16 protein-coding genes and 1 rRNA gene are annotated in these 17,431 nt (G+C 34.0%); 11 read left to right on the forward strand and 6 right to left on the reverse strand.

Annotated elements, in window-relative coordinates; genetic code table 11:
* Positions 1-111: 111 nt before the first annotated feature.
* Complete coding sequence (abc-f, locus tag LQ675_RS11755; protein ID WP_107610336.1) at positions 112-2,034, forward strand: ribosomal protection-like ABC-F family protein; 1,923 nt, start codon at positions 112-114, stop codon at positions 2,032-2,034.
* Between the two features lie 503 nt (positions 2,035-2,537).
* A complete protein-coding gene (locus tag LQ675_RS11760; protein WP_164961626.1) occupies positions 2,538-2,681 on the forward strand; it encodes a hypothetical protein in 144 nt (47 codons plus the stop codon).
* A 166-nt stretch (positions 2,682-2,847) separates the two neighbouring features.
* On the opposite strand, the gene LQ675_RS11765 is transcribed toward LQ675_RS11760, so the two are convergent.
* The 5 genes from LQ675_RS11765 to tsaE form a co-directional block, all read right to left on the reverse strand.
* Positions 2,848-3,276, reverse strand: a complete 429-nt coding sequence (locus tag LQ675_RS11765) for a VOC family protein (protein WP_107602389.1) — start codon at positions 3,274-3,276, stop codon at positions 2,848-2,850.
* 76 nt (positions 3,277-3,352) lie between these two features.
* On the reverse strand, positions 3,353-4,366 hold the full coding sequence (gene tsaD, locus LQ675_RS11770) for a tRNA (adenosine(37)-N6)-threonylcarbamoyltransferase complex transferase subunit TsaD (RefSeq protein WP_048540590.1): 1,014 nt from the start codon (positions 4,364-4,366) through the stop codon (positions 3,353-3,355).
* Positions 4,359-4,826: a ribosomal protein S18-alanine N-acetyltransferase gene (gene rimI, locus LQ675_RS11775; protein WP_048540589.1), complete on the reverse strand. Its 468-nt coding sequence runs from the start codon at positions 4,824-4,826 to the stop codon at positions 4,359-4,361. Before rimI ends, tsaD begins: the two co-directional genes overlap by 8 nt.
* Positions 4,799-5,464: a tRNA (adenosine(37)-N6)-threonylcarbamoyltransferase complex dimerization subunit type 1 TsaB gene (gene tsaB / locus LQ675_RS11780; RefSeq protein WP_107602392.1), complete on the reverse strand. Its 666-nt coding sequence runs from the start codon at positions 5,462-5,464 to the stop codon at positions 4,799-4,801. The genes rimI and tsaB overlap by 28 nt, the downstream gene beginning before the upstream one ends.
* On the reverse strand, positions 5,445-5,903 hold the full coding sequence (gene tsaE, locus LQ675_RS11785) for a tRNA (adenosine(37)-N6)-threonylcarbamoyltransferase complex ATPase subunit type 1 TsaE (RefSeq protein ID WP_048540698.1): 459 nt from the start codon (positions 5,901-5,903) through the stop codon (positions 5,445-5,447). The genes tsaB and tsaE overlap by 20 nt, the downstream gene beginning before the upstream one ends.
* Before the next feature lie 448 nt (positions 5,904-6,351).
* Between tsaE and ilvD the strand changes: the two genes are divergently transcribed.
* Genes ilvD through ilvA form a run of 9 tightly spaced genes read left to right on the forward strand, consistent with a single transcriptional unit; the run spans position 6,352 to position 17,139 of the window.
* Complete coding sequence (ilvD, locus tag LQ675_RS11790; protein ID WP_239371911.1) at positions 6,352-8,040, forward strand: dihydroxy-acid dehydratase; 1,689 nt, start codon at positions 6,352-6,354, stop codon at positions 8,038-8,040.
* A gap of 12 nt (positions 8,041-8,052) precedes the next feature.
* Complete coding sequence (gene ilvB, locus LQ675_RS11795) at positions 8,053-9,786, forward strand: biosynthetic-type acetolactate synthase large subunit (RefSeq protein ID WP_048540588.1); 1,734 nt, start codon at positions 8,053-8,055, stop codon at positions 9,784-9,786.
* A complete protein-coding gene (gene ilvN, locus LQ675_RS11800; protein WP_048540587.1) occupies positions 9,786-10,259 on the forward strand; it encodes an acetolactate synthase small subunit in 474 nt (157 codons plus the stop codon). Before ilvB ends, ilvN begins: the two co-directional genes overlap by 1 nt.
* 34 nt (positions 10,260-10,293) lie before the next feature.
* Positions 10,294-11,301: a ketol-acid reductoisomerase gene (ilvC, locus tag LQ675_RS11805; RefSeq protein WP_058592479.1), complete on the forward strand. Its 1,008-nt coding sequence runs from the start codon at positions 10,294-10,296 to the stop codon at positions 11,299-11,301.
* 29 nt (positions 11,302-11,330) lie between these two features.
* A complete protein-coding gene (locus tag LQ675_RS11810) occupies positions 11,331-12,863 on the forward strand; it encodes a 2-isopropylmalate synthase (RefSeq protein ID WP_048540585.1) in 1,533 nt (510 codons plus the stop codon).
* A complete protein-coding gene (leuB, locus tag LQ675_RS11815; RefSeq protein ID WP_048540584.1) occupies positions 12,860-13,900 on the forward strand; it encodes a 3-isopropylmalate dehydrogenase in 1,041 nt (346 codons plus the stop codon). Before LQ675_RS11810 ends, leuB begins: the two co-directional genes overlap by 4 nt.
* 15 nt (positions 13,901-13,915) lie before the next feature.
* Positions 13,916-15,289, forward strand: a complete 1,374-nt coding sequence (gene leuC / locus LQ675_RS11820; protein WP_048540583.1) for a 3-isopropylmalate dehydratase large subunit — start codon at positions 13,916-13,918, stop codon at positions 15,287-15,289.
* Positions 15,290-15,859 carry a 3-isopropylmalate dehydratase small subunit gene (leuD, locus tag LQ675_RS11825; RefSeq protein ID WP_048540582.1) on the forward strand — a complete coding sequence of 190 codons (570 nt, stop codon included), beginning with the start codon at positions 15,290-15,292 and terminating at the stop codon, positions 15,857-15,859.
* Between the two features lie 14 nt (positions 15,860-15,873).
* Entirely contained in the window at positions 15,874-17,139 is a 1,266-nt protein-coding gene (ilvA, locus tag LQ675_RS11830) for a threonine ammonia-lyase IlvA (RefSeq protein ID WP_239728131.1), read from the forward strand.
* A 206-nt stretch (positions 17,140-17,345) separates the two neighbouring features.
* On the opposite strand, the gene rrf is transcribed toward ilvA, so the two are convergent.
* A 5S ribosomal RNA gene (gene rrf, locus LQ675_RS11835) occupies positions 17,346-17,431 on the reverse strand; the annotation flags it as partial.

Below are 17,431 nucleotides of genomic sequence, written 5' to 3' on the forward strand. Positions count from 1 at the left end.
GCTTAATTATAACAAACTTCACGTAAAATAACTATATAAATATTGTATGTGATTTACATACAATTATCACTCGTTTTCATGTAAAATAATAACTAATAGAGAGGTGTAAACATGATACTTTTACAAATAAATAAATTAGAGAAATCTTATGATGGAGAAGTTATATTCTCTGATGTAGATTTCGAAGTAAAAACCGGTGAAAGAATCGCTATTGTCGGTAGAAATGGCGCGGGAAAAACAACATTAATGAAAATCATTGCTGGTGTTGAATCATATGATGAAGGAAATATTTCTAAAGGTAAACAGGTTACGATGGGATACCTTACTCAACAAATGACATTAGATTCTAATGACACTGTTATGAATGAAATGAAAAAACCATTTAAAGACGTTATCAATATTGAAGATAAAATGAAAACTTTAACAGATTGGTTAAGTATTCATGCTGATGAGTATGACCAAGATATATATAAAGAAAAATTGTCACAATACGAAGCGTTATCTAATCAATATGAATTAATGGATGGCTATAATTACGAAAGCAAAATTAAGACCGTATTAACAGGTTTAGACTTTAAAGAATCTGACTTTGATAGACAAATTCAATCATTTAGCGGCGGCCAAAAAACAAGATTATCTATGGCTCAAATGTTATTAAGTGAACCTGATTTACTGTTACTCGATGAACCTACGAACCATTTAGATATGGAAACAACTGAATGGCTAGAAAATTATTTAACTCACTTTAAAGGTGCAATTGTTATCATCAGTCACGACAGATACTTCTTAGATAAAATAGTCAATCAAGTATATGATGTCGCTTTAGGTTCTGTTAAAAAGTATGTCGGTAATTATAGTAAATTCTTAAAAGAACGAGATGCACATTACGAAAAAGTCATGGCTGAATATGAAAGACAACAAAGTGAAATTAAAAAGTTAGAAACATTTGTCGAAAAAAATATTACACGTGCTTCAACAAGCGGCATGGCAAAAAGTCGTCGTAAAGTATTAGAAAGAATGGAAAGAATCGAAAAGCCGAGACTTGATGCTAAAAGTGCACAAATAAATTTTGAAATAACTAGAGCTACTGGTGAAGATGTACTTAAAGTTCAAAATTTGGATATTGGTTATTCTAAAAGCATTACACCAACTATCAACTTAGAAGTTAAACGACATGATCGAATTGCGATAATTGGTCCAAATGGTATTGGTAAATCTACGTTGATTAAAACAATAGCTCAAAAAATACCTGCTTTAGGCGGTAATATTGTTTATGGTTCTAATATTCAAATTGGTTATTACGACCAAAAACAAGCAGAATTCACTTCTAATATGACAATCTTAGACTATGTTTGGAATCAATATGCACATATGCCTGAGAAAGATATAAGAACAATTTTAGGTAGATTTTTATTTACTCAAGAAGAAGTAAAAAAAGTCATTAATGATTTATCTGGTGGAGAAAAAGCCAGACTTCAACTCGCTTTACTCATGTTAGAAAAAAACAATGTACTCATATTAGATGAACCTACCAACCACTTAGATATCGATTCTAAAGAAATGTTGGAACAAGCTTTGCAAAATTTTGAAGGTACACTACTCTTTGTATCACATGACCGTTATTTTATTAACGAACTAGCAAATAATATTTTCCACATCACACAAAATGGAAATGAATTATTTAGAGGCGATTACCAATATTATTTAGAAAAACTTGAACAACGTGAAGCTATTAGTCGTTATGAACAAGAAGACATCAAATCTACTGAAACGCCTAAAGACGATCAATATTACGCAAATCAAAAGCAACTAAAAAAGGAAAAACGTAAACTTGAAAGACAGTTAGAAGAAATTGAAAATAATATTTCCACATATGAAGAACAAATCTCTGGCTATGAGCATCAACTTACGTTACCAGAGATATTTAATGATATTGAAAAAAGCAATGAAATCAATAACTTACGAGTTGAAGCAGAACGTTTGCTCGAAGAAAACATGGAAAAATGGGAAAAACTTGAAAGTAAGTTAAATTAACAAAAAGCGACTGAGGTAAATTTTACACCTCAGTCGTTTTTTCTGTAATAATTAAACACATCTTTATACACATCAAAAAGTCTTATTTTTCAAGTAATCCACAAAGTTATCCTAGTTATACACAGGTAAAATGTAAAAAATCAATCTAAACCAAGTAACTTATCCACAATTATTTATAAACTTATACTAATGTTATCCACAAAATGTGGTTAACTTGTGCACAAGTACAAATGTTCTGTATTGACTTTATGATAAATACGTGACCTTCATGTATTTTTTGTAAATATTTTAAATTCAAAATGTTGAAATGACTAAAATATTAATATATTTATCAATTAGGCTAGATTTAATATTCAATTCGTCTTATAATTTACATAACCAATTTTCTTGTTTTAAAAACTTTAGTTATAAATACTACTTTTATTTTGAAGTTAATAATGTGCTTAGAGTTAAATTTCATTGATTAATTGGTCTTGTGTATGCTACAGAAGGGATGATGATTTATGAAACAATCTAACATTGAAAATTATACAACGAAAGCTAAGGAACTATTGAAACATAAAATTATAACTAAAGAAGAATATGATCAGCGTATAAAAGATTATACTGACTACACGAATAGTGAAGGCAAATATGCACGTAAATAGAAAAGACTGGGACATAATGTAATGTCTCAGTCTTTTGTAGTATCTTGGCAGTAGATGACTGAATTGAAATGCGCTTGTACCAAGCTTTTTCAACTCTAGTCATCCTTGCCGGGGCGGGACTACGAAATCTTTTTATACAAATTAGATTTCTGTCCCGCTCCCTATTCTATTCTGTATATGAATTTACCATCCAAGTTACACCAAATGGATCTTGGAATGAACCAAAGAGTGGTGACCACTCTACCTCGTTTAAAGGCATATCAATTTTACAACCCGCTTCTTCTGCTTTCTTAAACAATTCGATGACAGCTGCTCTATCTTCTTCATCGTTATAATTAAACTGAAAACATGCTTGAGCGCCTTCGTTATTGATATCTTTATTTTGCCAAGTGTCACTACATAAAAATGTCTTCCCTAATAAGTTAAAACTCGCGTTCATTGTAAAAGATTCGGGCAATTTAAATTCATCAGGTGCATCTTTAAACATTTCATGGTTACCCGGAACTCTCATAATATCCGTTGCACCTAATTTTTCTTCGTAGAACTTTAATGCTTCAATACTATTTTTAAAATTAAAATAAGTATTCACTTCCACTTTACAACGCCTCCTCAATCTTTTTATATCACATTGAGTATAACGTCTATAGTGCAATATTACAAATTATTGTATATTAAAATGCTTCAATATCTAGAGAACTTTTACCGTTTAATTTCATATTTGAAAAGCGATTATTTTCATATAAGAAATGAGCTACTGACCCTATCATAGCAGCATTATCTGTACATAAATTTAATGGTGGAATACTAAGATCTATTCCTAATTTACCAGTTTCTTCTTCAAGTGCATGACGTAAACCTTTATTCGCAGCTACACCACCTGCCACAATTAAGTGTTGAACATCATAATCTTTAACTGCGGCCATTGTTTTACCGACAAGTACTTCAACTACACTATTTTGGAAACTAGTCGCAACATCTTCTTTTATGATTTCATCATTTTTTTGCTTTTTATTATGCAATGTATTAATAACTGCACTTTTCAAACCACTGAAACTGAAATCATAACTGTCTTTTTCTAACCAAACTCTAGGGAAATTCAAAGTATCTTGACCGATTTGTGCAAGTCTATCAACTTCTGGACCTCCTGGATATGGTAAACCTATTGTTCTAGCAACTTTGTCATATGCCTCACCAACTGCATCATCACGTGTTTCACCTATAACTTCAAAATCTAAATGATTTTTCATGTAAATCAGTTCTGTATGTCCACCTGAAACGATAAGCGCAATTAATGGAAATTCTAATGGTTTAACGAGATGATTAGCATAAATATGCCCTGCAATATGATGAACTGGTATAAGTGGTTTTTGATGACTAAATGCTAAGGCTTTGGCACTTGCAACACCGACAAGTAAGGCACCAATTAATCCTGGACCTTCTGTTACGGCTATTGCGTCAATGTCATCCATTTGCATATTCGCATTTTTCAAAGCTTCATCAATCACTGTTGTCATCACTTCAACGTGTTGACGACTCGCTACTTCTGGTACTACACCGCCAAATTTTTTATGTGTCATCATTTGTGTAACAACTTCATTACTAATAATTTCATTGCCGTTTTTTATGACACTTGCTGCAGTTTCATCACAGCTTGTTTCTATACTTAATATAATTGATTCAGACATTTTTTAGACTCACCCACATCACTTTAGCATCCTCTCCATCGCCATAATAATTTTTCCTAACGCCACCATATGTAAAGCCAGCTTTCTCATAAACATGTCTAGCCGCTTCATTATCCACTCTTACTTCTAAGCTCATCGTTGTACAAGTTGCACTTGCAAAAGTCATCGCATATTCTAATAGCATTTGACCTATGCCATTACCTCTATATTGCTCAGCAACAGAAATAGTCGTTATTTGTGCTTGATCAATGACTAGCCACAATCCGCAATACGCGATAATTTCTTCACCAATAGATACTACAAAATAATGCGCAAATTCATTTTTCTCTAACTCATGATAGAATGCGTCTATAGACCATGAACTTTGTGTAAAACTATGATGTTCTATTTCATATACTTGAGGGACATCTTCAATTGACATTTTTCTGATTTCTAATGCTTCGTTTGATTGTTTTTCCAATTTTGTTCCGCCTCTGATAATTTTAGATATCTTGGTTTTAGTTCATGAACTTTTAACACAGGTTGTTCTTTAATGTTATACATTATTGAAGCATCAGGTAATTTCGAAAGACTTCTACCTTCTAACTTATCTTGTAACTTTAATACATCGTGACCAATAAATATATATGGATAATTTCGTGATTTTAAAAATTGATTCAATGCTTCAATAGATATATAACTATCGTCTTTGATTGTTTCTAATTTATCATCTTTATATTGATAAACACCAGCAAATACATGGTCTCTTCTAGCATCAAATAAAGGTACAATAAGATTATTTCCGTTGTCACATGTTGCTGCTAATGCCTTTAAAGATGAAACTTCATATAATGGAATATCCAAAGTATATGCCATCGTCTTTGCTGTTGTAATACCAATTCTTAATCCTGTATAAGAACCAGGACCATTAGCAACCACTATTTCAGATAATGATTGAGGTGTTAATTGCGCTTCATCCATTAATGATTCAATAACAGGCATTAATTGTAAGGAATGGTTCTTTTTTATGTTGGACTGATAATTGATTAATACATTTCCGTCTTTAACAAGTGCTACTGCTAATGGTTGATTAGATGTATCAATTAGTAATGTTGTCATCATTTAGCACTTCCTTTATCTGTTTATAATGTTCACCTTTAGAAATTATTTCAAACACCCTTTTATCTGCGTCTATATACTTAATGTTGATTTCTAAACGCTCTTTTGGTAAATATTCTTGAATGAATTCACTCCATTCAATAATCGTAACACCATTATCATTAAAGTATTCATCAAATCCTAAGTCTTCATCACTATCTTCTAATCTATAACAATCCATATGATGAAAAGGCAATCTTCCTTTGTAGGACTTTATTATATTAAAGGTAGGTGAATTAATGGTTCTTTTAACGCCTAAAGCCTTTCCGAAATATTGACTAAAAGTGGTTTTACCCGCTCCTAAATCTCCATTCAACAAAATAATATCATTTTCAGTTACAACTTGAGCTAATTTTTCAGCAATTTGCTGCGTTTTTTCTAATGAGTCAACTTGAATAATCACTAATTTGGCACCTACCTTTTCTTTACTTAAACTAACTGAACTATTATAACAAATATTTATTTAATTGGGTAATGAATGGTTTATTTATCAGTAAAGCGCTTACATTATCTAAATTTTTAGAAAAATCTAAATCTTCTGTTGACATGTATTCTGATATGCGTTAAATTTAGTACATAAATTTTTTAACTATTCAAAAATCTTAACTAAAAATATGGTTCACATTTGAGAAGAAAGGACGAGTTGTAATGAATTTCACAATGACGGCAAATAAACCGACAATCGAATACAGCATATTAGTGATTTTATTACGCTCAGAAGGACTCGAACAACAGTAAGCTTCAATTTACTGTATGGTTTAAGTCCTATTTCTACTTGAATGGGACTCGAAGCAACGTCCCATATTTATTGGGACGTTGCTTTTTTATTTTTCTAGAGGAGTGTAATTATGAGAAGTGACATGATCAAAAAAGGTGATCACCAAGCACCTGCAAGAAGCCTATTACATGCAACAGGACAAATCAAGAGCCCAACGGATATGAATAAACCATTTATTGCGATTTGCAATTCTTACATTGATATTGTCCCAGGACATGTTCATTTAAGGGAATTGGCAGATATCGCAAAAGAAGCGATTAGAGAAGCAGGTGGTATTCCATTTGAATTCAATACAATCGGTGTTGACGATGGTATAGCAATGGGTCACATCGGGATGCGCTACTCATTACCAAGTAGAGAAGTTATTGCTGACGCAGCTGAAACTGTTATTAACGCACACTGGTTTGACGGCGTATTCTACATGCCAAACTGTGACAAGATTACACCAGGAATGTTACTAGCATCTGTTAGAACAAACGTACCTGCAATCTTCTGTTCAGGTGGACCAATGAAAGCTGGTTTATCTGCAACTGGTAAAGCATTAACTTTATCTTCAATGTTTGAAGCAGTTGGATCATTCAAAGGTGGTTCAATGACGAAAGAAGAATTCTTAGATATGGAAAAGAACGCATGCCCTACTTGCGGTTCATGTGCAGGCATGTTTACAGCAAATTCAATGAACTGCTTAATGGAAGTCTTAGGATTAGCATTACCTTATAACGGAACAGCTATTGCTGTAGGAGAAGAAAGAAGAGAATTAATTAGAGAAGCAGCCTTTAAACTAATGGACTTAGTTAAAAAAGACATTAAACCTAAAGACATCATTACTAAAGATGCAATTGATGATGCATTTGCTTTAGATATGGCAATGGGTGGTTCTACAAATACTGTCCTTCATACTTTAGCTTTAGCAAATGAAGCTGGTATCGAATATGACTTAAATAGAGTAAATGAAATAGCTAAACGTACACCTTACCTATCTAAAATTGCACCAAGTTCTTCATACTCAATGCATGACGTACATGAAGCAGGCGGTGTACCAGCCATCATCGGTGAATTACTCAAACTCGATAATGTTTTACATCCTGACCGTATTACAGTCACTGGTAAAACATTAAGAGAAAATAACGAACATCGTGAAATTAAAAATACAGAAGTTATCCATACAAGAGATAATCCATTCTCTGAAACTGGTGGCTTATCAATGTTATTTGGAAATATCGCGCCAGATGGTGCAGCTATTAAAGTTGGTGGTGTTGATCCATCAATCAAGAAATTTGTTGGTAAAGCGATTTGCTTTAGTTCACATGATGAAGCGGTTGAAGCAATTGATAACCATACTGTTAGAGAAGGTCACGTTGTTGTCATTCGTTATGAAGGCCCTAAAGGTGGACCTGGAATGCCGGAAATGTTAGCACCTACTTCATCTATCGTCGGTAGAGGTTTAGGTAAAGATGTTGCATTAATTACAGATGGTCGATTCTCAGGTGCAACAAGAGGTATCGCTGTCGGACATATTTCACCAGAAGCTGCCGCGGGTGGACCTATAGGACTCATCCAAGACGGTGATGAAATCATCATTGATTTAACGAATCGTACATTAGATGTAAATGTTTCTGAAGCAGAATTACATGCTAGAAAACAAAACATTGAACCATTTAAAGCTAAAGTTAAGACTGGTTATCTTGCAAGATACACTGCCCTTGTAACAAGTGCAAATACAGGAGGCATCTTGAAAGTACCGGACGAACTAATTTAAGGAGTGATTTGCATGGCACTAACTACTAAATCATACAAAGAACCAGATGAAGCAACTAAAGAAAAGACAATAACTTACACGGGGGCAGAATTACTTGTCCAATCCTTTATCGATCAAGAAGTCGATTACATCTTTGGATATCCTGGTGGCGCTGTCTTACCTTTATATGATGCCTTTTATGAAGGTAAAGTGCCTCATATTCTCACGAGACACGAGCAAGGTGCAGTTCACGCAGCTGAAGGATATGCAAGAGTTACAGGTAAACCTGGTGTTGTAGTCGTTACAAGCGGGCCTGGCGCAACTAACACTATTACTGGAATAGCTGATGCTATGAGTGACTCAATTCCACTAGTTGTACTTACAGGACAAGTACACAGACCAGGTATTGGTAAAGACGCTTTCCAAGAAGCTGATTTACTCTCTATGACAACACCTATTACAAAGCATAATTATCAAATAACTGATGTAAAAGATATTCCAAAGATTATTGATGAAGCATTTCATATTGCTTCAACTGGTCGTAAAGGTCCGGTTGTCATTGATTTTCCTAAAGATATCGGTGTTCTAGAAACAGTTGAAGTTTCTCCAAGAGAACTTAATTTACCGGGATATCACATAAACTTAACACCAGAAGATAAAGAGATTGAACAAATTATTCAAATGATTCGTTTAGCAAAGAAGCCTATTATACTTGCTGGAGCTGGTGTAAACCATGCTGAAGCTTCAAAGGAACTTACAGCATTTGCTAATAAATACAAAATTCCTGTTGTAAACACTTTGCTAGGATTAGGTTCTATCCCCTACTCTGACCCATTATTCTTAGGAATGGGCGGTATGCATGGATCATATGCAAGTAACATGGCATTAACGGAATGTGATTTGTTAATTAACTTTGGAAGTCGATTTGATGATCGTCTAGCAAGCAACCCAGATGAATTTGCGAAAGACGCTAAAGTTATTCATGTAGATATCGATCCATGTGAAATTAACAAAATCATTCCTACAGATTTAGGTATTATTGCCGATGCAAAACAAACATTAGAAGCACTTTTAGAATACGAAGCACATGAGCTTATCCATCATGAATGGTATGAACATTGTCTATCTAATAAAGCAACATATCCATTTAGATATGACAAACCAACTGATGACTTTATTAAGCCACAACAAGCAATTGAGTATATCGGAAAGATTACAAACGGAGATGCACTTGTTGCTACAGATGTAGGTCAACATCAAATGTGGGTTGCACAATATTATCCATTTAAAACACATGGGCAAATTATTACAAGCGGTGGTCTCGGTACAATGGGCTTCGGTATCCCAGCAGCAATGGGTGCCAAGTTTGCACACCCTGACAAGACAGTAGTTGCATTTGTTGGTGACGGTGGGTTCCAAATGACTAACCAAGAAATGGCCATTTTAAATGAATTTGATAATGACATCAAAATCGTACTAATCAACAATGGTGCTTTAGGTATGGTTAAACAATGGCAAGATAAATTTTATAGCCAACGTTTTTCTCATTCAGTATTTGCTGGGCAGCCTGACTTTATGAAGCTTTCTGAAAGCTATGGTGTTAAAGGTTTCATGATCGATTCTAACGATAAATTAGAATCTACACTTGATGAAGCATTCGCTCATAAAGGCCCAGCCTTAATCGAAATTAGAATTTCCCCTTCTGAACCAGTACTTCCAATGGTTCCAAGTGGACAACCAAACTACAAAATGGAGGGCGTTGAATAATGAAAAGAACAATTAAGACTCAAGTACTCGATAGAGCGGGTACACTCAACCGACTTACAAGCATTTTTGTAAGGAGACAATACAACATTGTTTCTCTTTCTGCAACGCCTACTGAAACAGAGGGCATCACAAATATTACATTTATTGTGGATGTTTCAGATGAAAGTAGTACAGAAACAATTATTAAGCAGTTAGAAAAGCAAGTAAATGTAATATCTGCCCTAGATATTACAGATAACAACCTTTTTAATAGAGAACTTATTTTAATCAAGTTAGGTCATCCTGACGATTATCAAACATTCGAAAAAATCATTAAGCCTTATGAAGATCAATTAACCATTTTAAAAGATTTAGAAGATTATATTTATATTCAAGCAATTGGAACCCATCAAACAATAGAAAATCTATTGGATGATTTAAAAATATATCCTGTGACACAAGTGTCACGAACAGGTTCTGCAGGATTACTATAATACAAAATAAAACAAATTAATGGAGGCATTTATTATGACTAAAGTATTTTATGACAACACGGTAACAGAGGACGCATTACAAGGTAAGAAAATCGCAGTAGTTGGATATGGTTCACAAGGGCATGCACATGCTCAGAACTTAAAAGATAACGGATATGATGTTGTAATTGGTATTCGTCCAGGTAAATCATTTGATCAAGCTAAAGAAGATGGTTTTGAAGTATATCCAGTAGATGAAGCGGTAAAACAATCTGACGTTGTAATGATTCTATTACCAGATGAAATTCAAGGACAAGTTTATAAAGAAGAAATTGAACCTAACTTAGATGAAGGAAATGCTTTAGTATTTGCTCATGGATTTAATATTCACTTTAAAGTTATTCAACCACCAGCAAACGTAGATGTATTCTTAGTTGCACCAAAAGGACCAGGTCACCTAGTTAGACGTACATTTACTGAAGGAAGTGCTGTGCCTGCACTATACGCTGTATACCAAGATGCTACAGGTAACGCAACTCAATTAGCATTAAGTTATGCAAAAGGTATCGGTGCTACTAGAGCTGGTGTTATCGGCACAAGCTTTGAAGAAGAAACTGAAACTGATTTATTTGGTGAACAAGCAGTTCTTTGTGGTGGTGTAACGAAACTTATCCAATCAGGTTTCGAAACATTAGTTGAAGCTGGCTATCAACCAGAAATTGCTTACTTCGAAGTATTACATGAAATGAAATTAATCGTTGATTTAATGTATGAAGGCGGAATGGAAAACATGCGTTATTCTATTTCAAACACTGCAGAATTTGGTGATTATGTATCTGGTGAACGTGTTATCACACCTGATGTTAAAGATAATATGAAAGAAGTACTTAAAGATATTCAAACAGGAGCTTTCAGTGATCGCTTCATTAAAGATAACGAAAATGGCTTTGAAGAATTCCTAAGAATGCGTAAAGAACAACAAGGACATCAAATCGAATCAGTAGGTAGAGAATTACGTGACATGATGCCATTCGTTAAAGCTAAAAGTATTCAAACTAAATAAAAGTACTAGAATTTAAGGAGAGGATTATTATGTCAGACCATATTCAAATATTTGATACAACACTAAGAGATGGAGAACAAACACCAGGCGTCAGCTTTTCATTTGATGAACGTCTCAAAATTGCTAAACAACTAGAAAAATGGGGAGTCGATGTAATAGAAGCTGGCTTCCCCGCTTCTAGTGAAGGTAGTTTTAAATCAGTAGAAAGTATTGCTAAAGCATTAACAACAACTGCAGTTTGTGGGTTAGCTAGATGTAAAAAGTCAGATATCGATGCTGTACATGAATCAACAAAAGAAGCACAGCATAGACAAATTCATGTTTTCTTAGCAACTAGCCCTATCCACTTGGAATATAAATTGAAAATGACTGAAGAACAAGTATTAGCATCTATAACAGAAAATGTAACTTATGCAAAAACATTATTTGAAAAAGTTCAATTTTCACCTGAAGATGCTACAAGAACACCTTTACCATTTTTAATTAAAGCAGTACAAACAGCAGTTGATGCTGGTGCAGACATTATCAATATTCCAGATACGGTTGGTTATTCTTATCCTACAGAATATGGTCAAATCTTTAAGACACTTATTGAAACAATTCAAAGTGATCATGAAGTGATATATAGTTCTCATTGTCATGATGATTTAGGTCTTGCTGTAGCAAATGCCCTATCTGCTTTTGAAAATGGTGCAAGAAGAGTTGAAGGTGCAATCAATGGAATCGGCGAACGTGCTGGCAATACTGCTCTTGAAGAAATTGCACTTGCACTACACGTTAGACAAGATCATTACAACCTATCTACTAATATCAATTTAGCTGAAACTAAGAGCACAAGTGACATGGTAAGTAGATATTCAGGTCTTCGAGTCCCTAGAAATAAAGCAATCGTTGGTCAAAATGCATTCAGTCATGAATCTGGTATTCATCAAGATGGTATTTTGAAAAACCCTGAAACTTATGAAATTATGACACCTCAACTTGTCGGTGTTGTTAAAAATTCATTACCACTTGGTAAACTATCTGGTAAACACGCATTTAGTGAAAAGTTAGTAGAACTTGGATATAATCTCTCACCAGATGAACAAGTGGAAGTATTTAAACAATTCAAATCAGTCGCAGATAAGAAAAAACAAGTAACTGATCGAGATATACACGCTATCCTTCAAGGTAGTGAACATGAAGAAAATGCATACTATAAAGTAAATGCACTTCAACTTCAATTTGTATCAAATGGCTTACAAAGCGCTGTTGTCGTTATTGAAGATAAAGAAGGAAATACTTATAAAGACTCATCTATTGGTTCAGGTTCAATTACATCAATTTATAATGCAATTGATAGAATTTTTGATTATACGCCTGAATTACAACAATATCGAATTGAATCTATTACAGAAGGTACGGATGCTCAAGCTGAAGTACACGTTCAAGTAGAATTTGAAGATGAAGTATACACAGGTATCGGTATTGACTACGATATTCTATATGCTTCTTGTAAGGCATATGTTGAAGCACATGCTAAACACAGTGAGAACAAATTGAAAGAAGGCGTAAAGTCATGACATACAAAATCACTGCCCTACCCGGTGATGGAATCGGTCCAGAAATTTTAGAAGGTAGTATTGAAATACTAGAATTATTATCAAAGAAATTTAATTTTGATTATGAAATAGACACTAAAGATTTTGGAGGTATCGCCATTGATAAACATGGCGAGCCTTTACCTCCAGAAACTTTAACTGCTTGTCAAAACAGTGATGCAATATTATTAGGAGCCGTTGGTGGTCCTAAATGGACTGATCCAAAAAACAGACCAGAACACGGCCTATTAGGTATTAGAAAAGCATTAAATTTATTTGCTAACATTAGACCAACAATTGTTACTGAATCCACTGCACATTTATCACCATTAAAAGAAGAACTCGTAAAAGGTACTGATTTTATTATTGTACGTGAATTAACGGGTGGTTTGTATTTTGGAGAACCGAAATATTTTGATGATGAAAAAGCGATTGACACTCTTGCATATACTAAAGAAGAAATTACAAGAATCGCACATGTTGCATTTCAGTTAGCTACTAAACGAAATAAAATCGTTACATCAGTAGATAAAGAAAATGTACTTAGCTCTTCAAAACTTTGGAGACAAACATTAGAACAAGTTTCTAAAGATTATCCAGATGTCACACTTAATCATCTCTTAGTAGACGCATGTAGCATGCATTTAATTACAAATCCTAAACAGTTTGATGTTATTGTAACTGAAAATTTATTTGGAGATATTCTAAGTGATGAAGCTTCAGTTATTCCAGGATCACTTGGTCTTTCACCTTCTGCAAGTTTTGGTGAGAATGGACCAAGTTTATATGAACCAATACATGGTTCTGCACCTGATATAGCTGGTCAAAATAAAGCAAACCCTAGTGGTATGTTACTATCATTAGCAATGTGTATTAGAGAAAGTTTACATCAACCTGAATGCGCTCAGTATTTAGAAGATATCGTATTTAGCACAATCAAGAAAGGTATTGCAACTAAAGATTTAGGTGGAAATAACAGTACATCTGAAGTCTTCGAAGCAATCAAAAATAATATTTAGAAGGAGGAAAACGACATGTCTCAAACATTATTTGATAAAGTATGGAATCGACATATAATAGCTGGTAAAGAAGGTGAACCCCAATTATTATACATCGACTTACACCTTATTCATGAAGTTACATCTCCTCAAGCATTCGAAGGCTTAAGATTACAAAATAGGAAAGTAAGACGTCCCGATCGAACGTTTGGAACATTGGATCATAATGTACCTACAATTGATATATTCAATATTAGAGATGAAATTGCTAATAAACAAATTAGTGCTTTGCAAAAAAACTGTGAAGCATTTGGTGTAAAGTTATTTGATATGGGTTCAGATGAACAAGGTATCGTGCATATGGTTGGCCCAGAAACAGGTTTAACACAACCAGGTAAAACTATCGTATGTGGAGATTCACATACTGCAACGCATGGTGCATTTGGAGCTATTGCTTTTGGTATAGGTACAAGTGAAGTAGAACATGTTTTTGCAACTCAAACACTATGGCAAACTAAACCAAAGAACTTGAAAATTCAAGTTGATGGTACATTGCCAACTGGTGTTTATGCTAAAGATATTATCCTATACTTAATCAATCAACACGGCGTTGATTTTGGTACTGGTTACGCTTTAGAATTCGCTGGTGAAGCTATTTCTAATATGACAATGGATGAGCGAATGACAATTTGTAATATGGCTATCGAAGCTGGTGCTAAATATGGCATGATGAAGCCAGATGAAACAACTTTTGAATATGTAAGAGGACGTAAATATCAACCAGAGAACTTTGAAGCAGCTATTGAAGATTGGAAGACTTTATATTCAGACGAAGATGCTACTTACGATAAAGTGATTACTGTAGACGTAAGTGACCTTGAACCACAAGTCACTTGGGGTACAAGTCCTGAAATGGGTGTTAGTTTTAATACACCATTCCCAGAAATTAAGGATTTAAATGATGAAAGAGCCTATAATTACATGGGCCTTCAACCAGGTCAAACTGCTAGAGATATTCCTCTAGGCTATGTTTTCCTTGGTTCATGTACAAATGCAAGACTTTCAGATCTTATTGAAGCAAGTAAAATTGTAGATGGTCATAAAGTCCATCAAGACATTACAGCAATTGTCGTTCCTGGATCTAGAAGTGTTAAACTTCAAGCAGAGGCGCTTGGTCTAGATAAAATTTTCAAAGAAGCAGGATTTGATTGGCGTGAACCTGGATGTTCAATGTGTCTAGGAATGAACCCTGACCAAGTCCCTAACGGTGTTCACTGTGCCTCAACTAGTAACCGTAACTTTGAAGGTCGTCAAGGTAAAGGTGCAAGAACGCATCTCGTATCTCCAGCAATGGCAGCAGCAGCAGCTATTAACGGTAGATTTGTAGATACTAGAAAGGTGGTCATTTAAATGGAACCAATTAATATTTTTAATGGTAAAACAGTTCCCCTACTCAATGATAATATTGATACGGATCAAATCATTCCAAAAGCTTTTTTGAAAAGAATTTCTAAAACTGGTTTTGGCCCCTTCTTATTCGACGAATGGCGTTATTTAGAAGATGGCTCTGATAATCCAGATTTCAACTTAAATAAACCAGAATATAAAGGTGCAAGTATTCTCATTTCAGGTGATAATTTTGGTTGTGGTTCATCAAGAGAACACGCTGCATGGGCATTAAAAGACTTTGGATTCTTAATTATTATAGCAGGTAGTTTCAGTGATATATTTTATATGAACTGTACTAAAAATGGTATGTTACCTATTGCTATTGAAAATAAAGAAGACAGAGAAGCAATAGCTCAACATAGTGAAATAACGATTGATTTACCTGATCAACTAATCATTACACCTGAAGCAAAATATCATTTTGATATAGACGCTACATGGAAGAATAAATTGATTAACGGTTTAGATGATATTGCTATTACATTAACTTATGAAGAACAGATCAACCAATATGAAAAAATGCACAACTAATTGGGAGTGGTAGAATGACCTTAAAAACACGTTTAAGTGCTGAAGATATAGAAGAAGCATTTTTAAAATTAAAAGATACAGTAAAACAAACACCTTTAGAAAAAGATATGTATTTATCACAGAAGTTTGACTGTAATGTATATTTAAAAAGAGAAGATTTGCAATGGGTACGTTCCTTTAAATTAAGAGGTGCGTACTATGCAATTAATCAGTTAACATTCGAAGAACGAGCAAATGGCGTTAGTTGTGCGAGCGCAGGTAATCATGCACAAGGAATCGCATTCACAGCTAAACAACTTGAAATCAAAGCTGTTATATTTATGCCAGTAACAACACCAGCTCAAAAAATTAATCAAGTTAAATTTTTCGGTGGTGAATTTGTACAAATAGAATTAATTGGCGATACTTTTGATGATTGCTTAAAACATGCATTAGATTATACTGAACAATTTGGATTAAGCTTTATTGATCCATTCGATAATATCAATACAATTGCTGGTCAAGGTACGATTGCTAAAGAAATAGTAGATTATGCAGAAGAAGAAAACATCAGATTTGATTATTGCTTTGCTGCAATCGGTGGCGGTGGCTTAATTTCAGGAGTAGGCACATATCTTAAAGATACAACGCCTACTACACAAGTCATTGGTGTAGAACCACTTGGAGCAAGCAGTATGGCTCAATCTGTTAAAGCTAATAAAATTGTTACATTAACAGATATCGATAAATTTGTAGATGGCGCTTCAGTAGGAAAAGTTGGACAATTAACATTCGAAATTTCAAAAAATGTTGTTGATGACTTTGTTGCTGTAGATGAAGGTGAAGTATGTAGTACAATTCTAGATATGTACTCTAAACAAGCTATTATTGCAGAACCAGCTGGCGCACTAAGCGTCACTGCACTTAATCATTATAAAAATGAAATTAAAGGTAAAAATGTTATTTGTATTGTCAGTGGTGGTAACAATGATATTAACCGAATGAAAGAAATTGAGGAACGCTCACTTTTATTTGAAGATATGAAACATTACTTTATTGTTAACTTCCCACAAAGACCAGGTGCATTAAGAGAATTTGTTAACGAAGTGCTTGGACCAAATGATGATATTACAAAATTTGAATACTTAAAAAAATCGAGCCAAAATACAGGTTCTGTTATTATAGGTATTCAACTTAAAGATCATAATGATTTAGACCAACTTTATAAGAACGTTAGCGAATTTGATCCTAAATACATCTATATTAATAAGAATAAAATGCTTTATTCACTACTAATATAAGTCAAAATCACATTAAAACATCTCATTTCTTCCTGTTATAAGCAGAGAAATGAGATGTTTTTTAGTTATAGATCCTATAATATAAATTTATTTAATAAGTACAGTATATGACCTTTATCTTCTACTTTATTTTAACTAAGTTTAAACATAAAAAAGAGACCTAACAGGTCTCGAGTGCGGCTCATCGCATCCATTTATAAATACTTGCCCGGCAACGTCCTACTCTCGCGGAACGTAAGCCCAACTACCATCGGCGCTAAAGAGCTTAACTTCTGTGTTCGGCATGGGAACA

The organism is Mammaliicoccus sp. D-M19 (assembly GCF_022386695.1).
GTDB lineage: Bacteria > Bacillota > Bacilli > Staphylococcales > Staphylococcaceae > Mammaliicoccus > Mammaliicoccus sciuri.